This window comes from Bradyrhizobium ingae (assembly GCF_055791185.1).
This window is the reverse complement of sequence record NZ_JBVUBB010000001.1, coordinates 512,408-536,993: the sequence shown is the minus strand read 5'-3', so window position 1 is coordinate 536,993 and position 24,586 is coordinate 512,408. Positions and strand designations below refer to the sequence as shown.

General features: G+C 58.0%; 17 protein-coding genes and 2 pseudogenes. 7 read left to right on the top strand and 12 right to left on the bottom strand.

The genetic code is table 11. The features are described from left to right. The first annotated feature begins 37 nt into the window (after window positions 1–37). From ACV1FX_RS02470 to ACV1FX_RS02460, 3 genes are all read left to right on the top strand, one after another. Window positions 38–934 carry an SDR family oxidoreductase gene (locus ACV1FX_RS02470; protein ID WP_473115926.1) on the top strand — a complete coding sequence of 299 codons (897 nt, stop codon included), beginning with the start codon at window positions 38–40 and terminating at the stop codon, window positions 932–934. A gap of 747 nt (window positions 935–1,681) precedes the next feature. Then, window positions 1,682–2,167 (top strand): (2Fe-2S)-binding protein, encoded by a 486-nt coding sequence (locus ACV1FX_RS02465; RefSeq protein WP_473115925.1) that lies wholly within the window; start codon window positions 1,682–1,684, stop codon window positions 2,165–2,167. Continuing rightward, window positions 2,164–4,290: a xanthine dehydrogenase family protein molybdopterin-binding subunit gene (locus ACV1FX_RS02460; protein ID WP_473115924.1), complete on the top strand. Its 2,127-nt coding sequence runs from the start codon at window positions 2,164–2,166 to the stop codon at window positions 4,288–4,290. The genes ACV1FX_RS02465 and ACV1FX_RS02460 overlap by 4 nt, the downstream gene beginning before the upstream one ends. A 716-nt stretch (window positions 4,291–5,006) precedes the next feature. Here ACV1FX_RS02460 and ACV1FX_RS02455 read toward each other — a convergent pair. The 8 genes from ACV1FX_RS02455 to ACV1FX_RS02420 all read right to left on the bottom strand — a co-directional run bounded on the left by ACV1FX_RS02455 (window position 5,007) and on the right by ACV1FX_RS02420 (window position 18,416). Beyond that, on the bottom strand, window positions 5,007–5,528 hold the full coding sequence (locus tag ACV1FX_RS02455; protein ID WP_473115923.1) for a hypothetical protein: 522 nt from the start codon (window positions 5,526–5,528) through the stop codon (window positions 5,007–5,009). A 1,251-nt stretch (window positions 5,529–6,779) separates the two neighbouring features. Next, a protein-coding gene (locus ACV1FX_RS02450; protein WP_473115922.1) for an IS5 family transposase occupies window positions 6,780–7,543 on the bottom strand; the annotation gives its coding sequence in 2 pieces (ribosomal slippage) (window positions 6,780–6,911 and window positions 6,914–7,543; 762 coding nt in all). Between the two features lie 285 nt (window positions 7,544–7,828). Beyond that, window positions 7,829–9,529 (bottom strand): methyl-accepting chemotaxis protein, encoded by a 1,701-nt coding sequence (locus tag ACV1FX_RS02445; protein WP_473115984.1) that lies wholly within the window; start codon window positions 9,527–9,529, stop codon window positions 7,829–7,831. 796 nt (window positions 9,530–10,325) lie between these two features. Beyond that, a complete protein-coding gene (locus ACV1FX_RS02440; protein ID WP_473115921.1) occupies window positions 10,326–12,074 on the bottom strand; it encodes a GMC family oxidoreductase in 1,749 nt (582 codons plus the stop codon). A 289-nt stretch (window positions 12,075–12,363) separates the two neighbouring features. After that, the gene (locus ACV1FX_RS02435) at window positions 12,364–13,461 is read right to left on the bottom strand and encodes a hypothetical protein (protein ID WP_473115920.1); all 1,098 of its coding nucleotides are present in this window, start codon (window positions 13,459–13,461) and stop codon (window positions 12,364–12,366) included. A 1,104-nt stretch (window positions 13,462–14,565) separates the two neighbouring features. Further along, window positions 14,566–16,149, bottom strand: a complete 1,584-nt coding sequence (locus ACV1FX_RS02430) for an amidohydrolase family protein (protein ID WP_473115919.1) — start codon at window positions 16,147–16,149, stop codon at window positions 14,566–14,568. A 257-nt stretch (window positions 16,150–16,406) separates the two neighbouring features. Then, window positions 16,407–17,003, bottom strand: a complete 597-nt coding sequence (gstA, locus tag ACV1FX_RS02425; RefSeq protein WP_473115918.1) for a glutathione transferase GstA — start codon at window positions 17,001–17,003, stop codon at window positions 16,407–16,409. A 513-nt stretch (window positions 17,004–17,516) separates the two neighbouring features. Further along, entirely contained in the window at window positions 17,517–18,416 is a 900-nt protein-coding gene (locus ACV1FX_RS02420) for a LysR family transcriptional regulator (RefSeq protein ID WP_473115917.1), read from the bottom strand. A gap of 96 nt (window positions 18,417–18,512) precedes the next feature. Between ACV1FX_RS02420 and ACV1FX_RS02415 the strand changes: the two genes are divergently transcribed. After that, window positions 18,513–19,406 carry an aldo/keto reductase family oxidoreductase gene (locus ACV1FX_RS02415; protein ID WP_473115916.1) on the top strand — a complete coding sequence of 298 codons (894 nt, stop codon included), beginning with the start codon at window positions 18,513–18,515 and terminating at the stop codon, window positions 19,404–19,406. A 440-nt stretch (window positions 19,407–19,846) separates the two neighbouring features. Then, entirely contained in the window at window positions 19,847–20,167 is a 321-nt protein-coding gene (locus ACV1FX_RS02410; protein WP_473115915.1) for a putative quinol monooxygenase, read from the top strand. 366 nt (window positions 20,168–20,533) lie between these two features. Here ACV1FX_RS02410 and ACV1FX_RS02405 read toward each other — a convergent pair whose 3' ends face one another. After that, window positions 20,534–21,127: a TetR/AcrR family transcriptional regulator gene (locus ACV1FX_RS02405; RefSeq protein WP_473115914.1), complete on the bottom strand. Its 594-nt coding sequence runs from the start codon at window positions 21,125–21,127 to the stop codon at window positions 20,534–20,536. A gap of 199 nt (window positions 21,128–21,326) precedes the next feature. On the opposite strand from ACV1FX_RS02405, the gene ACV1FX_RS02400 reads away from it, so the two are divergent. Then, the gene (locus ACV1FX_RS02400; RefSeq protein WP_473115913.1) at window positions 21,327–21,941 is read left to right on the top strand and encodes an FMN-dependent NADH-azoreductase; all 615 of its coding nucleotides are present in this window, start codon (window positions 21,327–21,329) and stop codon (window positions 21,939–21,941) included. A gap of 18 nt (window positions 21,942–21,959) precedes the next feature. Then, window positions 21,960–22,889, top strand: a complete 930-nt coding sequence (locus ACV1FX_RS02395) for an NAD(P)-dependent alcohol dehydrogenase (protein WP_473115912.1) — start codon at window positions 21,960–21,962, stop codon at window positions 22,887–22,889. Window positions 22,890–23,065: 176 nt separating this feature from the next. On the opposite strand, the pseudogene ACV1FX_RS02390 reads toward ACV1FX_RS02395, so the two are convergent. From ACV1FX_RS02390 to ACV1FX_RS02380, 3 genes and pseudogenes are all read right to left on the bottom strand, one after another. Further along, a pseudogene (locus ACV1FX_RS02390) lies at window positions 23,066–23,896 on the bottom strand (methyl-accepting chemotaxis protein); the annotation flags it as partial. 72 nt (window positions 23,897–23,968) lie between these two features. Next, a pseudogene (locus ACV1FX_RS02385) lies at window positions 23,969–24,235 on the bottom strand (PAS domain-containing protein); the annotation flags it as partial. Between the two features lie 164 nt (window positions 24,236–24,399). After that, window positions 24,400–24,582: a hypothetical protein gene (locus tag ACV1FX_RS02380; RefSeq protein WP_473115911.1), complete on the bottom strand. Its 183-nt coding sequence runs from the start codon at window positions 24,580–24,582 to the stop codon at window positions 24,400–24,402. Window positions 24,583–24,586 lie beyond the last annotated feature (4 nt).

Here is a 24,586-nt window from a genome sequence, read left to right as displayed (position 1 = left end):
CATTCGAGCAGAGGCTTCCTTTTCGAAAGACCACAGTGTGAAGGATGAAGAGGCGATGTTCTCCGAGCACAGCCCTAAAGATAAGCGACTGGTTGTCGTCTTCGGCGCTTCTGGCATAAGCGGTGGATACGTGCTGCGCGCCCTACGCACGGCCGGGTTTCGGACGCGTGCGACGACACATACAGACTCGGGTGCCAAGGTAATCGGCAGCTCTGCGGACCAGGTGGTTCACGCGGACCTCTCAAACGTGGAAACAGTCAGAGCGGCTCTCAAGGGCGCAGACGCGGTCTATCTTATCCCCCCGGCCATGGTCAGTGCCGAAGCCCTGTATGCTATGACGGTTGCGCGTGTGGCCGAGAACGAACAGATTAGGAAGCTCGTATACGTATCGGTCCTTCAACCCCATACGCCCGGCCTGCGCCATCACATGCGAAAGGCCGAGGCGGAAGCTGCAATCCGTAGTACCTCGCTGAATTGGACGATATTGCAGCCGGCAATGTACGCCCAGGTGGTATATCGCTCTTATGGCGGCAACTCGCCGGCAGGGCGGGTTCCGATTCCGTTCAATCCCGACCGCTTGTTCTCGCTCATAGATCTACGTGAGTTGGCTGAGGTCGGAGTCAAGTCGATCGCAGAGAGTGGCCACGAATACGCCAGCTATGAACTGAGCAGCACGCAAGGTTCAATGGCAGATATGGTACGCACGATTGGCCGCCTGCGCGACGTATCGCTGGATCCAGTTCAGATCAGTACGTTCGAGGTAAAATTGACGCCCCGCCTCGCTGCCCGCTCTCCCGAAGGGTTAGCAGACTGGCACGCCATGAACGAGCACTACGATCAACACGGCTTTTTGGGCAACAACAACGTCATGCGCATGCTCTTAGGCCGTGCCCCCGCAACGTTCGAGACAATTGCACGCAGCCTTGTTTCATGAGGCAGAGCCCGACGTCTGCGGCGTAGGCGGCGTCAAGTGTGTTGGACGGAACAGGACAACTTGTCGACCGGCGTTTGGCGCGCGGTGCTCCAGAGTGCAAGCTAATGGTGACCCGTCAGCTGCCCTTGCCAAGGCAGTTTCGCGGACCTTACCCGGCCGGGGGCTAACAAAACAATTGACACCCACAAATTCGTACATGTACTATTTTTCTGCGTTGCTCCCCGCCAAATTGTCGACGTGTAGAAGGCAATGCGAACGCAGGCGGGAGAAACAAGTCGGCGGGCCACGAATCTGTCTCCCTAGAACGTGTTGTAGGTCGAAGTCAGATAACTTGGTCGAGGGAGGTGGACCGAGGACTACTATGGCGGGGAGCAAGAACCCAAAAGAGAGCACTTCAAAGCGGGCTCTCATCTCCAAGTTTTGCGCGACTACCGAAGCCTTCGGCATGCCCGCCGGAGGTTTCTCTGTATCGCGGGGTCAACAAACTGATGAACCAAAAACGGAACTCTAGTCGATCAGGGTGCGCCATCGTCGCTCTCTCGGGATGGCCCATATCGCTCGATACTAGCAGCGTGCCAATGGACCGCACATTCGTGGGCACGCCATCGAGAGTGGATCAATCTCTGCCGCAGGCACGCGATCCCGGCGTTGCGGCGCCGCAAGCTCGCTTCTAGAACCGCGAGACCCCCAATCCTTCGTTATCGACTATCGAACAGCGGCCGTCGTTGCTTTGCAGGTAAATTAGAAATGACAGTTGAACTGGAAGTCAATGGGCGCATCGCAAAGGTCGACATTGCAGAAGACACACCGCTTCTGACGGCGTTGCGAAACTATCTGGGACTGACTAGCGTGAGGTTTGGCTGTGGTCACGAGCAGTGCGGCGCTTGCATGGTGCTCGTCGATGGGGAGCCGACCTATTCGTGTACGACGTCGGTCTTACAAACCTTTGGGCGGCCGGTGACAACCCTGGAAGGCCTTGGCAAGCTCGGGGAGCCACACGCGCTACAGCAGGCATTTCTTGAGGAACAAGCTGGGCAGTGCGGCTACTGTCTGTCCGGTATGATGATTTCGGCGAAGGCGCTTCTTGACAGCCGTCCCCGCCCCGATCGCCAAGAAATTCGGGCCGCCCTAGAACCCAATCTATGCCGCTGCGGGGCGCACCTCAGAATTTTGCGGGCCGTTGAGCGCGCGGCTGAGCTCCTCGCCCGAGAAGCAGAGAAAGCCGCATCATGATTTCCAACGATCTTCCGCCAATTTTGGTCGACAATCCGTGGCTCGATCAGTGGATCACGATCAAACCGGGCGGACGCGTCCGCTTCGCCACGGGCAAGGTGGAGCTGGGGCAAGGTGTGCTAACTGCGCTTGCTCAATTAGTTTCTGAAGAGATGGACGTCTCGCCGGACCGGCTCGACATCGTATCAGGTGACACCGATGGATGTCCTGATGAGCATTATACGGCCGGTAGCATATCGATAGAGAAATCTGGGGCTGCTGTCCGGTTAGTGGCCGCTGAAGTCCGCGAGATTTTTCGCAGCCAAGCTGCAGAGCAGCTCAATTGCCAAAACGACTCCATTTCGATTGTAAACGGCGCGTTCCTGCGTGACGGTCATGAAACGGGCGAAAGCTATTGGAGCCTATCCGGTGTGGTCGATCTCCATCGCCCCGCTACCGGATCCGCCGTGGTCAAGTCGCCAGCCGGCTTCAAGGTCATCGGAACCAGCCTGAAGCGGATAGACCTTCCGGCGAAGGTCTTCGGCGGGGGGTTTATTCATGACGTGTCCTTTAAGGGCATGCTGCATGCACGCGTGCTGCACCAACCTTGGCCAGGCGCGCGGATCGAACGGCTCGAGAGAACCAACCTACCCAAGCGCTACGTCGATGCGGTTGAGATAGTAAGGATGGGAGACTTTGCTGCACTCGTTGGAGAGCGGGAAGAGGACGTTGTAACCGCTTGGCAGGCTCGCGAACGCTTCATAACCTGGACCGGCGGAACCCCTCTTCAGCGGGGCGACGACGACCCGAGCGGCCTACGTGAGCGGACCATCAATGAGCGCACGTTGGGCGATGAAGAGCGCGACGAGCCTCCAATGGCCGCCAGAGCGGTCACCGCGACTTATTCGCGGCCCTGGCTCGCCCACGCCTCGATCGGACCGTCCTGTGCGCTCGCCCTTTTTGAGGCTGGGCACCTTACTGTTTGGACCCATGCGCAAGGTGTGAATCCACTTCGTAAGGCGATCGCCACCGCGCTCAACCTGGATCCTTCCGCCATTAACCTCATCCATCGCCAGGGAGCGGGCTGCTACGGACACAACGGGGCCGACGACGCGGCTTTCGAGGCCGCACTGATCGCATGCTCGAAGCCTGGCTCGCCGATCAGGGTTATGTGGATGCGCGAGGATGAGATGACCGTATCTCCCCTTGGCCCCGCTGCGGAAGTGACGGTCGAGGTAGATCTTGGCGACGACGGCAAGCCGCGCGCATGGGGAATGAATATTTTGAGCCCAGTGCACGGCACACGGCCGGGCATGGGAGGACGGGTTAACCTCCTGAGCGCGCAACTTATGCCAAATCCGCCGTTGCCATCCATGCCAGTCGATATACCCGACGCCAGCGGTGGTGGTGGCATCCGCAATGGCTTTGCCATCTATGACATTCCGCGGCAGCGCATCCTGCATCGGCTTGTTACGGATCCCCCTGTGCGCAGTTCGTCGATGCGGGGCTTAGGCGCGCTCGCAAATGTGTTCGCCATCGAATCAATGATGGACGAACTGGCGGAGCTGGCGGGACGAGATCCTCTGGACTATCGACTAGACAATCTGTCCGATCTTCGCGGGCGGAAGGTAATTGAGGCTGCGGCTGCGATGGCCGACTGGCGCGGACCGGGCGAGATCGGGAGCGGTCGGGGCCGAGGTTTCGCCTTTAGCCGCTATAAGAACCGCGCCGCTTACGTCGCCATGGTCGTCGACCTTTTGGTTGACGAAGAAGTACGACTCGAGCGTTTTTGGATAGCAGCAGATGCTGGTCTCGTCATCAATCCCGACGGCGCAATCAATCAAATCGAAGGCGGAGCAATCCAAGCAGCGAGCTGGACAATCAAGGAGCGTGTGCGATTCGAAGATGGGGTCATAAAGTCGAACGCGTGGGAACACTACCCGGTACTACGGTTCAGCGAGATACCGGAGATCGACGTCAAGCTAATCGGCAGCCCAAAGGATCTGCCGCTCGGCATTGGAGAGGTAGCGCTCGGCCCGACGGCAGCTGCGATTGGCAATGCGATTGCCACCGCCCTGGGCGTCCGAATACGGTCATTACCTTTCAGCAGAGAACAACTTATGAGTAGCCTACTCGAAGCCTGAGGTGCTACTCGCTCCCTGCGACTGCAACCTCACATCTTGCGAAGGCCACTGATTAGGCCGACGCAACCGGCTCGACGAGTTTCCGATCTACATTCGCGATTGTCGTTATAGGCGCCTTTTTGATCTCAACAGATTCGTTTGCTGAGCAGCAAATGCCACGTGACTCGGTGTCGGCCATTCCGCCGTGAGACGGTGCGAAAATGGTCAAGTTGGTGCGAGGCTTATCACGTGTCTCGTTTCAATATCCCTGTTGAGGCGAGCTTTCTTAAGGCCTCCGGAATGCGCCGACTGATGTTCGCCGAAGTGTGATAGCAACTCGGTGGACGCCGCTTGCTCCCTCGCAGGCCGCTTTCCCCTTCCTCACACTTGAAGAAGCGCGCGGTCGAGATCGCGCCCGAGCGAAGACATGCCGAAGAGTGCCGTTCAATGCCGCCGATCTATTAGCGATTTTCTCTCATTTTCCTGGCACACCATATCGAGGACGATGTACGGATGGAGCTTGTCCGAAATCAGCGCGGCGCCTCAAACTGGGCTTTCAAAACCACATCTAATGCTTGTTCTATGGTCAAATTACCTTAGTCGATTCCGAGGGCTGTAATGAAAGATTTCTGAGCCCTCCCGATCGCTGGGCTATCGTCCAAGTAGGTTCTCCCAAGACTGGGCTGCAGTAATGCGCAGCCCTTTTTTTGTTTTCCAGACAGCAGCAATTCAAGATTTCAGGCGAGAGCGCGATTCAACATATCACACCAGACCTTCGGTTGCTTGATCATGACTCCTTTCGGAGTGCAGGTCACGTACTCGAGATCTGCCAACCTGCCCGTTTTTCGACGAACCGTTTCTTTGGGTATTCCGAGTAAAGCCGCCACATCGATTAGGCCGATCGGCGTGACTTGAACGGTACAGTTCGTGGTGGTTGTGCAGAGATAACCGATCGCCAGGAAGATCAGCACCTCATCGGGCGTGAGACCGAGCCGTTTCCGAGGCGACGAAAATAGGCGCAACAATCGAACCATCTTGTCCCGGCTCTTCTGAATGTCGCCTGGCCAACAATGGCCGGCATCAAAAGCCGACTGCTCCAACGCCCGCTCCTCGCCGGTCTGATCGATACTTCCTCGAGCGACAAATGATCTGTTTCTTCCCATGGCATCCCGGCTCAGCGTATCGACAATGCTTCCTCTATGGTCCGCTTCACCATCAGGACCAGGACGCGACTCGAACAAGAGGCGACTCGGGGACATTTGCTACTCCCGCGTGTGGGGTCGAGGCGACCAATGCATTGGAGCCTTCCTCGGACCTAAAATGGAAATGGAGTGACGTTTGGGCGCGACGCACGACTATATAGTCGGCGGCCGCGTTTCAGCCGGCGCCGCATCGTAGAAATCAAGCCAGCTACAAAAGATGGTACATTCACGCAGTTCGGTGATTGGCATTTTCGCTAACGGCGGCATTCGAGATTCCTCCTCCCTCAGTTCCCCCACCTAGAACATGCGCGTTTTCACGAAATTATGATACGACCGAAATTAGGTTATGTCCAGTCTCCGGCTCTCGAAGGCCGCGTACGAACGAACTTGTCGACGATTAATGATATCGAGCATATCTGCGGCTGAAGGCGCCGGGATACGCAATCGCTGCGGGTAGCAAAATCAGAGTTTCACTTGGAAGGCATGCGCGTCGAGGCGGCGGATGACGGGCCAGATCTACCTGACAACCCGAATGCGCGGTGCGCGGCTTCGACACGGGACGCGCGTACTGTCTCTTCGCCGGCTCCGATCGTACGGCGGCGCGCCGCATGCAGCTCTAGAGGTCGATCCGCAAGCCCTTGCTGGCGGACGTCCCGGGCCCCATTGCCAACAACTGGGCCCATTGCCAACAACCCGCAAGGCCGAATCAATGAACTGCCGCTCGCGAATGGAAGACGCATATTCGCTGCGCTCACACCGTGCGACTATCCCGCACAATTCGAACAATTCACGCCGTAAGAGACTGCCGGTGAAGTGAGCACCGCAGCGGTGCAAGCAAAACGGACAGAAAGTTCATGGACAAGCGCAGCGGGACCAACAAGACGCCCCGAGACGGGAAGCTTGCATGATCATCGATGCGAGAACATTGATCCTCAGAAGGCAGGCTCTAACGAACGTTCCCGCCCTATTCGGATTCGCCGGTGACCGTCACGCCAAGCGGCACACGCACATCGACGCCTACCTAAGGCATTATGCCGGCGCCATTCTACCGACAAGCGACGGCGCCGGCGCAACGGTTACGGCGCGTAGATGGTTGTGCCGGTTCGCGTCGGAGATGCACCGCTTTCTCTGCCGGCGCTCTAGGTCCGCACCTTGAGCGCTGCTCGCCTCCGAGCCTGGCAACGCGCCATATAGGCGCAGCCCGGGCTGACGTGCCGATGACGCTGACCGTCAAACTAGCTAGTTCAATCGGCGCAGCGTAAGTTACCAACAGCTCGATCCTTAATCAGATCTTCATGGAAGCCACTGCTAGGACGCGGACTCATCAAGACGCAGCCAAAGCCTTATTGACGCGAGCTGAACGAAGGCAAGATAGTTGGCGGCCAGCCTGTTGTAGCGCGTCGCCACCCGACGACATTGTTTGATCCTATTGAAGAACCGCGCTCGACTTGGTTGCGAGCACGATAGAGATAGGGGCTTAAGCAGATCGGATCGCTGCGGTTGCTTTTCGGTGGAATGTTGGCCCACGCGCCCTTACTCATGGCAAGCTCCCTGAACCAATCCGCGTCGTAGCCACGGTCAGCAAGCAGCATTGACCCGGATTTCAGACGAGAGAGCAGTTTTCCGGCAAGTCGAACGTCATGCGCCTCACCGGGGCTCAGCGCGAGGCGTACCGGCAAACCATTGCTATCGATCACCGCATGAATTTTGCTCGTCGAGCCGCCGCGGGACCTTCCCATCGATTGGCGTTGGCTTCTTGTGACGCAGGCTCCTTGCTGATGCACGCGGACAATGGAGGTATCGATCATCTGGACAGCGGCATCATGGGCAGTGGCAAGCGCTTCTATGATGCGGCCCCAGACACCGGCCCGCCGCCACCTGACAAAGCGGTTGTAGCAAGTGGTGCACGGGCCAAGCGCCGTAGGTAGATCACGCCAAGGTGCTCCTGATCGCAGGACCCAGAAGATGCCGTTAAGGACCCGTCTATCGTTCACCCGAGGGACGCCACGCGGCTTGTTCGGCAACATCGGTTTGATGGCGGTCCATTCATGGTCGGCGAGTTCGTAGCGCATGATTCGAGCCGGCGATCTGGAGGGCTTGAATCATGGTTCGGGGCCCAAGCTCAACTGGTCGCTATGCACCCGAAAGAAGACCTATTGTGCTCAGAGTAAGTTTTGTCATTCATGACCCTGAGTGGACCTTTGGCGGTCCTCATTCCGTGCGAGCGGAGGCGTAATCATCGACGTCGTCCCTAGTTAACGTAGATACGCCCGGCGGCGGCTACCCCCACCCCCGCCCCGCCAAAGGCGCGAGGACTATTCTAAAAGATGAGAAGGAGGGACAAGTTCTTCGACCATTCATGCCGCTCGCACAGTATTAAGGAAATTGCCGACCTCTACCTTTAGACGATTGCTTTCCAGCGCCAGCGACTGTGCCGCGCCCAGAACCTGTGACGAGGCCGAGCCCGTCTCTGCCGCCCCGCGCTGCACGGCCGCGACGTTGGACGAGACTTGGTGCGTTCCTTCGGCCGCCTGTTGCACGTTTCGCGAAATTTCCTGGGTCGCGGCGCCCTGTTCCTCCACCGCCGCGGCGATCGCCGAAGCGATCTCGGAAAGCCTCTCGATCGTTCCGCTGATTTCCCTGATTGCACCGACGGAAGCTTGGGTCGCGGACTGAATGCCGGAAATCTGCTGGCCGATCTCGCCGGTCGCTTTCGCGGTCTGCTCGGCGAGCGCCTTGACCTCCGATGCAACGACGGCAAAGCCGCGCCCGGCTTCGCCGGCGCGGGCGGCCTCGATGGTTGCGTTCAGCGCCAGAAGATTGGTCTGGCCGGCTATCGTATTGATCAGTTCGACGACGTCGCCGATACGGCTGGCCGCCTTGGAGAGCTCGCCGACCTGCTCGGTGGTCGCGCGTGCTTGTCCGACGGCGTCATTGGCCATTCGCGCCGAGTCCTGCACTTGGCGGCTGATCTCGTTGATGGACGACGAAAGTTCTTCCGTGGCGGAAGCGACCGACTGGACGTTGGTCGAGGCTTCTTCGGACGCGGCCGCGACGACGACCGACAGCTCCTGCGAGCGCTCGGCCGTGCTGGTCAGCGTGTCGGCGGAGGCCTCGAGCTCGGTCGACGCCGACGAGACCGTTTCGATGATCTCGCCGACAGCGGATTCGAACTGATTGGCGAGGCGGTACATGTCCTGGCGCCGCTGGTCGGCCGCCAGCCTGTCCTGCTCGGTCTTCGCCAGCGCCTCCCGGTTGGCCTTCTCGGCCAGCATGGTCTTGACGCTCTCGACCGCGCGAGCGGTGTCGCCGATTTCGTCGCGACGGGTCAGGGCGGTCATCTCGATGTCTTCGCCTTTAGCCATCCGCCGAAGCAGATCGACCAGGCCCCTCAGCGGACGTGCGATGCCGAAAATGCCAAGCAGAAGAGCACCAGATATGGCAACGATGCCGGAGACGGCGGATAGAATGTAGGAATTCCGGATCTCAGCAGCTGCTCCGGCATGTTGTTCGTCGGCGCGGGATTTGGCAAATGCCACCATGTTGTCGACGAGTTGCAGCTGTGAAGCGACGGCAGACTGGAGAAGATCGTTACATTCGGCACGCATGCGGTCCGCAGCCTTTGCATTGTCCTCGGCCGTCGTCGTGGTGGATGCGTATTGGATGACTGGCTTGCAGGCCGAAAATGCCTTGGTGAAGTGCCCGATCTGGGCTTCGAGCTCGGCTGCCTTTTCGGGCACGCTCTTCTTCACTTTGTCGAGGCCGGAAAGAACGCTTTCGGCGCTGTCGACGGTGGCCTTCAACAGCCTCGCATTTCCGGCGTCGGTTGTTTCAACCAGCAGCTCGAAAGCTGAGGCGCGATATGTTTCCGCCCTGCGGGCGGTACGCGCCACCACCGTGGTGGAGGTGTCGATCCTGCTGACGATATCCGAGTAAGTCGCATCCAGCGAAGCCATCCTGGTCGAGATATAGCCGACCAGTGCGATCATCACGGCGCCAAGCGCTGTCGTGATGAGGCCGATCTTGGCGGCCATTTTCAGATTGTTGAACAAGGACATCATTGTCTTGGTCCTGAGAGAGTATTTTGACGGCCGCAAAAGGCAGGTTGAGCGGCAAACATGGGCGAGATAGCTCGTCCAAGCCGGTGCGGCATTCCAGAGGCACTGCAAAAATCGCGATGTGGCGCGCGGCTCGCATCTCTGTGCACCAGAATATCATCGACCCGTTTATGAAATTACTAACGTTGCTAGACCGTACTTGTACGGTGCCCTGAGTGAGTCTTAGGATAATGAATCAACTATCGACGGATCTCTGGTTGCTACCTGAGTTTAGCACAGCCAGCCGATCGCAGCACATGATGGCGAACGGGCCACCCAGCCAGAGGTCGGTATGGCAACATGTCACCGATCGATAGGCTTCACACTAACGAGTTGGCCGCAGCAAACAGGTTAGCCCCCCAGGAAGGGAGCTGCCACCGCTCTTAGGACATCGAGTCGTCGTTCGGGACAAGTGGATTTATGGCGGACAGTGGCAAGACCAGCACTTTTGTATGTGCTTCAGTTAGCCGGTCTGCCGTCTTAAAACGGGTGCGTTAGCAGACCACCGTCGCGAATGAAGTCAGCTTACGGCCCTTCAGCGACGTCGGGAAATGTCCGCTTTTTCGCCGCTGTTGGAGGTAGAGCGGACATCGGCGGCCAACTGCTTAATGAGTACACGGCCTAGTCGGGGCCAGACCGTTTTTCGTCCCCAACGATCAACACTGCTATTATGATGCTGGATCGACTTAGAACCAGCGCGGGAACTGCGATTTAGAATCGCGATCGAGCTAGGCTCGGCTTACGGTCAACCTTGCGGCTAAGGTGGGTCCGAGAGTATCTCTGCCATACGCTCACCAATGTGCACGCATGCGGCCATCAAAGCAGCGGCAGGAATCCGCGGCATGATAGAACTATCGGCAATGCGAAGGTTGCTGACCCCATTGACGCGCAGCTTCGCGTCGACAACTGCCTGCGCATCTGCGCCCATGCGGCACGTGCCACTGGAATGGTAGAATGTCGAGGCTCCGTCACGGGCGAAGTTTGCAAGTTCCTCTCCTTTGAGTTCCTTGCCTGGGGCAACTTCACGCACTGCAAAAGGACGTAACGCAGTCGAGTTTCCGATCTGGCGACAAACCTCAATGCTCCGCACCAGCGCAGCAACGTCCTCCGGTTGACTTAAGTAATTCGGTTCGACAACTGGCCGGTCCTTCGGATCGTTGGATTTCAAGCGGAGGTGACCACGGCTTTTCGGGGCGACCACAGCTGCACAGAGTGCCCAGCTCGTTGTCGGCGGGCTATACTTCTTGGATATGACTTCTGTCGTGATTGGCGACTCCACCTGTACCACGCTTATGTCGGGACGATTTAGCGACGGGTCGCTCTTTAGATAGCCCAACACTTCGGCACCAGAGTTTCGTAGCTCCACCTTTTTCGGTGCCTCCCAGAGACAGCCCCGATGTAGAATATGATCTTGGAAATTCTTGCCGACCTCGGGGCTGTGAACCACGGGCTCGATGCCGACGGATTTGAGATCCCTCTCGTCACCGATGCCGCTCAGCATCAACAATCGTGGCGTGTTGATGCCGCCGCCGCATACGATGACTTCATGGTTTGCTCCAATGATTCGCCTATTGCCATCGCGGACGAACTCGACTCCACTCACTTTGCCGTTGTTGATTATTAGGCGATCGACCTGCGTATCGACCAACAGCGTAACGTTCTTTTGGTTCAGCACAGGGTAGAGATAGGACTTCGCCATGTTTTGTCGCTGGCCGTCCCTAACAATGTGATTGAAGTAAGCGAATCCTTCGCCGGTCTCTTCACGCTTACCGTTGGAGTCTGCTATCACCGGCAGGCCGAGGGCCCGGCAGGCCTCAAGCATCGCTGGCGCAACCGGCGAAGGGGCCTGTGCAGGTTGACACCAAACCGGCCCATCTTTTCCGCGATATCGGTCATCTGGTGCCCCTCTCCAATTTTCGGCCCGCCGATATATGGAAAGCGCGTGCTCATAGCCCCACCTCTCATCCTTGGCTTCCTTGGCCCAGAATTCGAAATCTTCCTTGAACGGACGCACCCAGCAGGCCGCATTGATGCTGCTCCCCCCACCCAGTACCCTACCTGTTTGTTCAAGGATCGATCGGTTGTTGATGCCGGCGAATGGCGGCGTAAGGTCGCTCCAGGCTCGCTCGGTGCCGATATTGGTGAACCAAATGCCTGGATTGAGGATCGACGGCGCATCATCCCATCCGCCTGCTTCGATCAGAAGAATGCTCTTGCTGCTGTCGAGCGCCAGCCTGCCAACGAGCGCGCATGCAGCGGTGCCAGCTCCACACACGACGTAGTCATAGCTTGCGGACAAGGATCTGGCTCTGGCTGCCTGATTAGCCTTGATTTCCTCCAACGTCTGCGCGAGCGCGCTGATCCGACTGGCCGAGAGAAGACCCAGGGCCAGCGACATGGTGACAAATCTGCGACGACTAATCGAGCCACGCAGAAACGCGGTCTCGAGGACATCCTGGTGCCAATCAATGTGGCTGGCGGAGCGGCTCGAATCACTAATCGACACGGTATGAACCTCCATTAGATCAGGTATCAGCTGCGAGACGCCTGGTCGGGCTATGATCGGCACTGTGACTGGTTCAACGCGCTTCCGGAACAGCCGCATACGGCTTCACGTGAGACCTCCTGGCACGTACTTCACATGCAGACGCACCGCATACACTCAGAAGGTACGTCGCCCATCACTGAACCGGGCCATTCAGAGAACGTTTTAGGGGCTTCCATCGGAAGCCCCTCTCGTCGAGATCATCATGCGGCGCTAAGGGCTGGATGCTCGAGGCGCCACTTCTTCGGATCTACCATTTAACCGTTATGCCGGCGTAGACGGTGGATTCGGTGCAAGTGTTGTTGCTCACGCCTGGAGAAATGTTGCAGGTCCTGCTCACGCTGTGGTCAAGTCCGAACTTGTTTTGCCAGTATCGGTAAGACACCCATAGGTCGACAAAATGTGAGTACTTGGTTCCCCAAACCGCCTTGCTCGCGTCGAAGGTCAGGCGGATGGGCTCGGAGAAGTACTGTATAGCGGTACTGAGGCCAGGGAGCGGATTGGCCTCATATCCTCTTTGTCCGATAATTGCAGTACGGCCGCTAAGTGAGAAGAACTGCATGTTTTCTGGCAGAAATCCGAGATCCATGTAGTAGTTGGCCTCAATCGACCATGTCGGATTGTATCTTCTGGTGCCGTCGATTAGGCAGTTCACACCCGGAATAGTGCCGGCGAAACTACTTCCGCATTGAGCGTACGCGCTATTGTTGGAGAACTCCCAGAACGCCATCGGCGCGACATTCAAGAAGCCCTTATATGGCAAATCGAACTGGAATTGCAGACCAGCGACGACGTCACGCCTGGCCGGAGTCAAGAAGTTGTTTTCGGTGCCGCCATCCAAGCCGGTTACGAACGAGATATTTTTCAGGGGCCCCGCAGTGAACGCCTTCGTGTTGAACAGTTCATTCCATCCGAAGGTCGAGCGCAATTGCCCGGTAATGTCAGTTGCTCCCGAGCAAGTGGCCAAAACCACCGGACTGGTAAAGCTCGTCTGGATTATCCCGGCGTTTGTGCACGGGTGTGCCGGGTTATTGTGATCCGACTTAAGCAGAGAAATATTGAACGAGTTGGTGCCATAGGCCCAAACGTCGAAGTGTGTGAAGGAGTAGACCTGCTTTGCAGTCTTACCGTCGATTGACCCGTCGGGACGCCGCGAATAAGCCCCCGGCTCCGTGCCTTGTGGCATCCAGGAAAACGTCAGCCGATTGTCGTTCACCAGGAAGAATGGAGGGTCTGCCGGTGGCGCCTCCTTCGCCTTGACCGAAAGGTCCGCAGCGTTTGCCACACTAGCTGACCCAATCATGGCGATGGAAAGTGCTGCCGCCCGTAGTCTCTCATAGTTTAACATTTGTCCCCCTCGATATGAACGGGCCAAGGCCGCGCATGATGCATCGGCCTCACCCTATGCTTCCTCCATTTGCCGCGCCTGATTTGCAGTCGGACCGCGAACACTCTGAATTGACACCAAGGAGCCGTTCGCTTGTGGTTCTCAGAACCCAATCTAGGTCCTCACCATTGAATCCACGGCGGAGTCATAATTCGGCAACAGTACGAGCGACCGCTCTGAATGAAGTCGACCCTTTCGTGCCACTCGCCTTCTCGACGAGAGTTCGAGCACTGCCTCGGCAATGCAGCCTTGCGAGCCTTGTGAGCCCAGGCATCAGCTCATGCGCCCGCCTATGTCGTTCGCGGCTATTACTGGCATGCCCTCCCACTTCGTCGATCGCACGCATGCTCCGACACGGCATGCAGAATCCGCGATGCGACTGATGGGGTGAGAAAAGCGCTCGCGATCGGAGACGCAGCATCGCTAGTGGCGCCGTGAATGTGAGGAACAACTTCCGAGTGCTTGCCCACAAGTGCTGCATGCAGAGCCAAGCAAGCGGCCAGCAATGCACGCCGCAGTTCGTAGGCTCGTTTGCAAACGGCGCCTTCACTCACTGGATAGTTACAGTCCGAAGAAAACGGTGGCCCCTTGGAGCTCGGCATTGGTCCAGGTGCACTTAGTGGCCCCGAACGGACAAGAGTCCCGACCCCCGCCCCTGCGCCCGCTTCCGAAGGCTTGCGAGACCGGTTCGACGGAGAACGCGAAACAGAAAGATCATCCCCGAAAATTATAAGGGAGTTTCTATAAAACCAGTTTATGTACGATTTTGTGCTTTGTCAAATTTATCGGCGAGCTGGGGGTTATCGGTGACGCGTGGCGACGTTGGCCCGCTGGGCCGTAACAACCCTGCCTGGGCCGCGGCGATCGTCACAATCCTCGTTGCTGTTACCGCTCAGGCTGCGCCGGTACTTCTCTGCATGATATTACGCCTCGTCCCACCGAGACTACATTTGAGCCTTGTCCGGAGCGAATCCTCAATCGGGATAGCTCAGATTTGCCGGACGGCCTCAGCTACCAGGCCCTTCCTTTGCTAGGCGGCCTGTTCGACCCTCGTGCCGCAGTCTTCTAACGTTCGCAGCATGTTCCGAAGGGCTCGACCTTCCAGCCGGCGCGAGCAAACAATTGGTCTCGAGAGGTCTCGAGCGAGCGCAGCAGTTTCACCATATCGACGTTGACAAGTCTGCCTCGCCACTTTCTCACTTTACCCGCGATGAAGACCGTATCCACATTGCTGGTGTCCATCAGCGTTACGATCGCTCCCGGAACGTTGGTGATCGGCCACACATTTATCATGTCGGTTCGTAGCATGATGATGTCTGCTTCTTTACCCGGAGTCAGGGAGCCAACTTTGTGGGCCAGGTTCGCACCGACCGCGCCTCCCATCGTCGACATCTCCAGAACCTCACGGCAAGTGATCGGCCGGGGCACATCACGCTGACCGTTATCAGAGAGCTGTACAGCAAGAAGTCGTTGAAGCATAAATGCGCCGCGCATCTGAGAGAAGAAGTCGGCAGTCATAAAGGCCTCGGCATCGGTGCTGAAACTCGCCCGCTCCATGATCCCGTACTTCATCACCTCCATGATTGCCGGAATTCCGTTTGCCACAGTAGGTTCGGTAACGGAGGACATGGACACTTTCGCACCGTTGTCTACGATCTGCCGCCACGCGCTCTCTGGCAGCTCCATCGCGTGAATGATGGTGCAGTCGGCGCGTATCCCTAACTCTTCAACCACCGCACTTCGGGCTGCTCCGGTCACATGAACGTAAATTGGCATCTTAATTTCGCGAGCGAGCGGGAAAACCGCTTTGACGTCGGGAGGAAAGGCCCCCAAGCCAACCGTCATAAGCTGATCTTCGGAGCTGAAGTATTGGGATTTTATGCGATGGATGTCTTGAGGAAATGCATAGTCCGCCACACTAGCGGCGTTGCCCGGACCACTCGTAAAGACAAAGACGGTGCGGTGACCGGACTCCTTGAACGCATCTATGCAAGCGTCCGTATGTTTTCGCGTGATTGACACCTGCGACGTGTCGCACACTGTGGTGACACCCGCGGATATGTTGGTGAGCCCGCCAACGAGCTGGCCGATGTAGGCGTCTTCGGGTGTATACTTCTCATGGATGCCGCCGGGCATGAACGCACGCCGGTAGTCCGGTCGACGTCCAGAGGTAAAATAGAACGCGTCGGCGAAGTAGCCACGTGTGTTCGTCTGAAATTGATGGTGATGTGTATTGACAAAGCCGGGCATCACGATTGTGTTCGTGGCGTCAACAACAATGGCATCGGGGGCCGAAAGGTTTGGCCCCACAGCCCTAATCGTCTTTCCCTCAATCAATACGTCGGCGTTCATGAAGTCGCCGACGGATCGATCCATGGACAGCACGATTCCGCCTTTGAGTAGTATCCTTCGGTTGCGATCACTCTCAGAGCCCTGCAGCCGGCTCAAGATGCCTTCACTGGCTTGCTCTCCGGAAGGCTGCGCATTCGCGCCGAATGGCATGAGCGGCCCAGCTGCCGCAGCGACTGTGGCGCCAACCGCAGTTGTCTTGAGAAATTGGCGACGCGACGCGGCCACGTCTGGCTCTTGATCAACGTTGGAGGAGGTTTGGCCGACGTTGTCGTTTGACTCGTTCCTGTTAAAGATCATTGTCTCCTCCGATTTGAGCGCCGATCTTTGCAGAGCAAGCGCCGCCTCTCACGCGACAGGTCACGCTCCTCCGCAAACGTGCGCCATGTGTTTAGGCACTGCCAAAAGCCTCGTGAAATGCTCCCGCGAGGCTTCTCCCGCGTCCTCTTTGATTACGCGGACCTCGTCGCCTTCTACCCCCAGCTCCGCACCCTCCAAACCGATTGACGCTCTAGACGGGTCCCTCCCCCGAGCGCCGCGCTTTACCCCGCCTTCATCTAACCTTCCTTAGCGAGGGCCTCTTTCACCTTCGGGCGCGCAGCTATACGGGCCTTGTAGGCGAGCAGGCTCCCCATACCCGAAAGATCGAACTTTAAGGGATCGGTCCAGCCTAATATTGTGAACAAATAGCCGTCGGCGACCGTGAACTGGTCGCCCATCAGGAAATTGCGGCCAGCAAGCTGGCTGTCGACATACTTTAGCTTGGCGATGACGCGGTCCCTGAAGAATGATTTAGCGTCGTCGGCTAGTACTGGTGAAAACAGCGGGCCGAAGTTCTTGTGCAGCTCCGTCGTGATGAAGTTGAGCCATTCGAGCAGCCTGTAACGCTCGGCGCTGTCACGGGCCGGAGCTAGGCCATTGCCGACCTTGTCGGCGATCACCTGAACGATGACCGGACCCTCTGTGATGACCTCGCCGCTATCCAGTTGCAGCGCGGGGACCTGGCCTTTGGGGTTGACCTCCAGATAGTCCTCCCCACTTTCGAGCTTCTTCGTTCGCAGATCGACTTTGACCATGTCGAACGGAAGACCAGCTTCCAGAAGGGCGATATGCGGCGAGAGCGAGCAGGCGCCTGGTGCATAGTACAGTTTCATCAGTCTTCCTTGTCTAGCCAGGGACAACCGCGCTACCGACCTTCGCTGCGGCAAACCTGAAATTGATATATGTCCGATTTTGATATGCGTCAAGTAAAGCGGTGATAACTATTGAAGGATTCCGGGGCACCGACCGTTGCGCCAACTCGAACTGTGAATGTCTCAAGTGCCATCGACAATTCCTGATGAACGCCTTTTCGCGCGCTACGACGCGGGCCATCGGGGAATCTATCGCTCATATCGGCAATCTCGAATGTCCAAGGTTTTGGTTTTACTGACGCGATCCATTGCGGACGCGTGGAACATTTGGCCACAATATCTCGCGCCTCCCCCCTCCTCCGGGAAAAGCCATCGGAGCTCTCTGCTACTTGATACGAGGCCGGTATCTCGTTTCGCCACGCTCCTCTATCGCAGTAACGCTCCGCGCGCAGCTTTGAGCGCTCAACCAGGGAGCGTCTCGCTGCTGGCGAGCCCGCTACGGGAGCAGGAACTGGATCCACACGGCGGGTAGGATCATTCACCCTTTACGAAGTCGATGAATGCGCGCAACGGCGCTGGCACGAGCCGTCGGCCGGGATAGTAGAGGAATGGACCGGAGAAGCTTTGCCACCAGGGCTCAAGGACCGGCTCGAGCTGACCACTGGCGATATAGGGGCGCAGCCATTCTTCAAAGAGAGTGATGATGCCAGTACCGGCGATGGCCGCGGCAACAGCAAGGTCTGTCGCCGTCCCCACGCTGACCAACAATGGTCCCTTGGGCTCGACGCGAACGATTTCTCCCTCGCCTTCGAACTCCCACGGGGCCACCAGCGCACCGGACGAAAAACGCCCCCCAAGACAAGCATGGTTGAGTAGGTCGCGAGGATGATTGGGCCGGCCGTGACGATCGAGATAGATTGGAGAGGCAGCGGTCGCAAAGCGCTGAATGCGCGGTCCAATCGGTACTGCCATCATATCCTGCTCAAGACGCTCGTCATATCGGATGCCGGCATCGCAACCCGCCGCCAGAACGTCGATGAAAGTGTCCTCGGCAACGATTTCCAGCCGAATGTCGGGATAGGCCGCGAGAAAGCGCGGTACGATTGTCGGCAGCACAAGACGCGCCGCGCTAACGGGTACGTTGAGACGCAGCGTACCTGCAGGCCTGTCGCGGTAGTTGTTGACCACGTCGACCGCAGCTTCAACTTCGGCGAATGCCGGCCCGAGCCGCTCGAGGAGGCGCTGCCCCGCCTCGGTAGGCGCGACGGACCGCGTCGTTCGGTTCAACAGCCTGACGCCAAGTTGCGCTTCCAGCCTAGTGACAGCTTCGCTGAGCCCCGAGGCACTGGCCCCGCTCGACCGCGCTCCGTCCCGAAAGCCTCCAGCCTGCGCCACGGTCACGAAGGCGTTCAGTTCACCCAGATCGACTTTCACTGTTCACTTCTCCGAACGGCCCGTTCGGAGAGTACCTAGTTATCGACTGGGCCGGCAACATCTAGCTACAGATCATCGATTTTACGGAGACGACCTATGCCCACAGCCAACTCAGCTACCAGCTTCGATCTGGGAGACCGCCGCGTAAAGCGCCTTGGTTACGGCGCCATGCAACTTGCCGGTCCCCACGTGTTCGGTCCTCCGAAAGACCGCGCCGCAGCGTTGGCTGTCCTGCGCGAAGCCATCGGGTTGGGCGTGAATCATATCGATACTTCCGACTTCTACGGCCCCCATGTTACGAATCAACTGATCCATGAGGCGTTGCATCCCTACCCCAAAGATCTCGTCATCGTTACCAAAGTCGGCGCTCGGCGCGGCGCGGACGCTTCATGGAATCCGGCCTTCTCGCGCGAAGAGCTCACCCAGGCGGTTCACGACAACTTGCGCAACCTCGGGCTCGACGCGCTCGATGTCGTCAATTTTCGCGTCATGATGGACCCGAATACGCCGGCAAAGGCCATCGAAGCACCACTGAGCGTCTTGGCAGACCTCCAACGTCAGGGCTTAATAAGGCATATAGGACTGAGCAACGTCACTCCTTTGCAGATCGCGGAAGGACGCAAGATTTGCAAGATCGTATGCGTTCAGAATCTATACAACTTGGCTCACAGGTCTGATGACGCCTTGGTCGATGACCTCGCACGGGACGGCATCGCGTATGTGCCGTTCTTCCCGCTAGGTGGGTTCACTCCCCTGCAATCGTCCACCCTGACCAATGTCGCCGCTCGCCTAGCTGCAACATCCATGCAGGTAGCGCTCGCTTGGCTTCTTCATCGCTCGCCCAACATCCTCCTTATCCCCGGCACCTCGTCCCCCGCGCACCTGCGCGAGAACCTCGCAGCGGCGGAGCTCAATTTGCCGGATCATGCACTCCAAGAGCTAAATGGCGTTGCTGACACCCCTCGCGCCACGAGGGCAGGACACCGTTGATCGTCACGATCACATCAGATCGCCGCAGACTTCTAAATCGGCAGATTGACTTCTGCGACTAGCCGAAAGCGCGTCGGCCGTGACACGGCCAACGCGTTACCACTCGCCTACGAGCCAAGCTGCAGAGGTCCCGTTTGGCGGCCGAGCAGCTCGATGCATTGTGCGCTCTTGGATACCAGAGAGCGGCATTTCGACTTAATCTGTCCTTCGCCGCACACCGGATCACGGATCACAAGTCGCGGCCTACTCACTGTCCCTGGAAGACCATCGTCCTCCGTCCGGTGGCTGACGGAATGTCCGGCGCTCTTGAGCAGACAACAGCTGCGAACCAAATGCCATGCAAAAGGCGATGCAGGCACCCGTAGGTTGACTGCGCCAATTCACGATCTCAATATCGAGTCGCACCCTCATGCGGTGGCGCCGCACTGGAAGAGTTCACCATGACCATTGTAGTATCCGTGAAGTACGTCCTTAAGCCGGGGAAGCGGGATGAGCTATTGTCGTTTGTAATGGACAATGTCCAGAACACGCGAGAGGAGAAGGGAAATCTGGCCTACTCTCACTATCCCTCGTTGGAACACCCAGACGAAATGTTCGTCTTCGAAACGTGGGAGACGCTGAAGGATCTGGAAGACCACATCAACATGCCGCACTACGTAGCATTCGACGAGAGGAGGAAACCCCTTTTGGAATCCTATGAAGCGAAAGTCTACGAGGCGACCTTGTGCCGCTCAACAAACAAGGCTCCAAGGGCCAACTGAAGCTTAGCGAGACCCCGGTCCCTTCGGACCACAAAGGATGCTGATCCTTAAACACTGCCTCCGGCGCAAAAGCTCATCGTTATCGCTCTCCGTTCGGAGGGCTTGTTCTCAGCGACGAGCCTCGCGGCAAGCGCCACAGAGAAGCCGATCGAGCGTGCAATTATCGAATGGCTGGCGTTGCACGGCCTACCCGGTTGATCGGCGGCTAAACGCCGAAGGGCATTGTCGATTGCGACGCCCCAGGCCCCTTCCGGGCACACTTGTGGCGCAGCGCCCGAAGATTTGGCGTCGTTCTTTCCATAGGGAGAACAATTCCTCCCTAGTCCGCCACCGTAAAGCGCACTCACCGCCGGCGTCTCGCGAGCACTAGAGTTCGTCCTCCAACGCGGAGAACATCTGTTTGATGAAGCTCGCCAGCGGCTTTTGACCTCCCTCGTCGGCCCATGCGTCAACGGCAAGACGCATGGCCCCGACAGAAGCCATCGCAACGACCTGGAGCGCTCTGCGCCGGCGCGCTTGAGGCCAGTGCTCCGACAGAGCTTCGAAAGCCGCTTTCTCCATCGACACGAATTTCGCCTGATTGCTTGCCCTCAACTGCTCGGTCGAGCGCAGAATGCGACCGATCGCCATGGCGTGTTCGGAGCTGAATTGCACCGGCAGCTTCAAGAACGCGTTCCGCACGAGGTGAACCGGACTCTGGTTCGGCGATTCTGCAAGGATCGCGGCGCGGACTGCATCCGGCAATCCCTGCTGCCAGGCGAGCAAAATGTCTTCCTTCGACTTGAAATAATAGAAGAACGTCCGCGCCGATATGCCGGAGGCTGCCGCGATCGCTTCCAGCGTCGTCGCCTCGTATCCATTCTGGATAAATAGCTTGAGCCCGGTTTCGGCAATGCGCTGCAGCGTCTCGCGACGCTTTCTTTCACGCCAACCTTCAGGGGCCGATGCTTCCTGCTTCATGGCATTTCAAATACCACTTATGGCACCCCTTGTAAATTCGCAGTCACTGCAATATTTAAAAATCGCACTGACTGTAATTTTCTGCCTCACCTCTCCGGCTGGAGCAGGTTCTCATCCGTGCGCGCGCGAACAAGCGTAAGCACGTGCAAGGCGTCACCTCTATCGACGCTTTAGTGGATCATATGAAAGGACTTGGACCATGAAACTTCTGCATGTCGACGCCAGCATCCTTGGCGGCCAATCGGCCAGCCGGCAACTCTCTGCCGCCATCGTGCAGCGACTGACCACCCTCAGTCCCGAAGCGCAGGTCATTCGCTACGACCTTGCCGCAGAGCCAATCGGGCACCTGACTGGTCCGGAGTTGCTGGCTCAGCGGGGCTCGGCCCCGGAGGATGCGGCTACGAAGGAGAGCGCAGCGCGCAATGCCAAGGTACTCGACGACTTTTTCGACGCCGACGTGATCGTCATCGGCGCGCCGATGTACAATTTCTCGCTTCCTTCGCAACTCAAGGCCTGGCTCGACCGCGTGGCGGTCGCGGGTAAGACATTTCGTTATACCGCCAACGGCGTCGAAGGACTTGCAAAGGGCAAACGCGTGATCATCGCGTCCTCGCGGGGCAATCTCTATCGTGAAGGTCAGCCTGCCGCCGGGCTCGATCATCAGGAGAAATATCTAAAAAGCTTCCTCACCTTTCTCGGAGTCAGTGACGTAACAGTCATCCGTGCCGAGGGCCTTGGACGCAGCCCGGAGAACCGGACCGCCGCGATGGCTGCTGCCGCTGCTGAGATCGAGAACCTTGCAGTCGTTTACTGACAAAGCCGAGACGCAGCCATGAAGAGAGTGCAGTACGATCGCTACGGTGGTCCCGAGCAGATGTATTTCGGCGATTACACGCCGCCGCCGCTCGACCGCAACCAGGTGCGGGTCAGGGTGAAGGCCGTCGCCATCAATCCCCTCGACTGGAAGCTCCGCCGGGGTGCCATGAAGCTAATCATCGGCAGAGCATTTCCAAAGGGAGTCGGCTCCGACTACGCTGGAACCGTTGAGGCGGTCGGTGAGAACGTAACGAACGTCTGTTTTGGTGATGATGTCTTCGGCACGATGGACTTCAAGAACGCCGGCGCTTTTGCCGAATCGATCGCGGTCGATAGTCGATATTTGACGAGAAAACCGGAGCGGCTCTCGTTTAGCGAGGCGGCTTGCCTTCCCATTCCGGCAACGACAGCCTGGGCTGCAATCATCGACAAGGCACAAGCCCGCAGCGGGTCACGCATCTTTATCAACGGTTGTACCGGGGCGGTCGGCGCGTTCGCTGTGCAGTTGGCGTTGGCACGAGGCGCGGCGGTCGCTGGTTCTTGCGGCAAAGCCAGCATGCCAGCGGCCAAGGCCGCCGGCGTTGATCCGGTATTCAACTACGCTGATAGCCCCTCGTACCGAGAGGCTGGAAAGTTCGATGTGGTCTTCGATACGGCCGGAACGATGCCCGTAGGCGAAGGAATTTCCATGCTCAAGCGTGGCGGCATGTTTGTCGACATCAATCCCACTCCGAGAAGAGCCATCCGTGGGATGCTGTCGGGCCGTTACAAACTTGTCTTCGCAACCATGGGAACCGAGCAACTACCCGAGATCGCCAAGCTTGCCAACGAGGGTGTGCTACGGCCGGCGATCGGTTTCGAGAGGCCGTTCAGCGAGGCTCTGACCACGATCGCAGAAGCAGAGGCTGGTTTTCGCAACCCGGGCCGGATTGTGCTCGCATTGTGAGACTGGAGCTTTCCCGGTCTGTCGATGAGCCGAGCGTCTGGCCGCTACTACTGTTATCCCTCCCTCTGAGACGACCGGAGCCCCGCAAAATGAGCTGTGAGATTGTCCCGCACGAGTTTGCCCATTGCTCGCCGGGCCTTGAGGTGTCGCAAAATCACTAATTCTCGGCTTTTACCTCATGAGGCACGTACTGTGTTGAGGAACCGGCTCACCTCGTCTCTCAGCCGACCACTCTCGCTCGACAGCGACCGTGCCGAGGTTAACACCTGGGAAGAAGCCGCACCAGTTTCGGTGGCCTCGCGCCGCACGTCCATGATGTTTGTGGACACCTGTTGGGTACCGTTCGCAGCCTGCTGAACGTTGCGGGCAATCTCCTGCGTAGCCGCACCCTGCTCCTCGACAGCCGCGGCGATGGTTGACGAAATCTCCGACAGCTTCTCGATCGTGCCGCTGATCTCACCAATTGCGCTGACTGATTCCTGTGTAGCGGCCTGGATCCCGCCGATCTGCTGGCTGATTTCTCCAGTAGCTTTCGCCGTCTGCTCTGCCAGGGCCTTCACTTCGGACGCCACGACCGCGAAGCCACGGCCGGCTTCGCCCGCCCGCGCCGCCTCGATGGTGGCGTTCAAGGCCAACAAATTTGTCTGTCCCGCAATTGAATTAATGAGCTCGACGACGTCACCGATGCGTGCAGCCGCTTTAGAGAGCTCGCTGACGCGGTCGTTGGTCTTTCGCGCCTGATTAACGGCCTCGTTGGCAATGCGAGCAGCGTCCTGCACCTGTCGGCTGATTTCCCTAACAGATGAGGAAAGTTGCTCGGTAGCTGAAGCGACGGACTGCACGTTCGCAGACGCTGCCTCAGAAACAGTACCGACGGTCGTCGCTAGTTCCTGCGACCGCTCGGCGGTACTGCTCAGCTTGTTTGCGGAACTCTCGAGTTCAGTCGAGGCTGACGAAACCGTCTCGATGACCTTGCCGATTGCACCCTCAAAATCGTTGGCCAGGTTGTTGATAAGAGCTTTTTTCTCTGCTTCTGCAGTCATCAACTCGTGAATATCGACCAAAGACCCACAAGCGCGCCTCGGCTTTCCTCTCTCATCGAGCACGACTCCACCTGTCGCTCGAAACCAGCGGTAACTTCCGTCTTTTACCTTCAAGCGGTACTTTACGTCATAGCCGACGCCCGTCTCGCATGTCGAACCAAACGCGGCAAACGTGGCCGGGGCGTCGTCGGGATGAAGGCGGTCCGACCAGGATTGCACGACGTTGGGGAATTCGGCCTCGGTCTTATACCCACACAAACGACGGAATTCGCTCGACCAAGTCCAGCGCGCCTTGGGATGCATCGCGTCTCCTTCGTGAAGAATCGCGTCCCACAATCCGATGCCCGAATAAAGTGAAAGCGTCTCGAGCCATTCCGCCTTGTGGAGGAGCTCGTCGTCCCGAAACAGTCGCTTCAACATACTATTCCCCCAGATTCAATTGGCACTTCACTAAGGCGCAGACACTCTTATTGGGTCACCGCGCTTCGCTCAAAGGGCTTGTTCTCGGCGATAAACCTCGCTGCCAGCACCAAGGCACCCATCGAAAAGTCCTTTCCGTGCGCGGCGACCATGCGTTCGGATAGTTCGGCCAGCTCTATAAAGAATCGATCTTTACTTTCGTTTTCACTAACGGAAGGATCGGTGGACATAGTT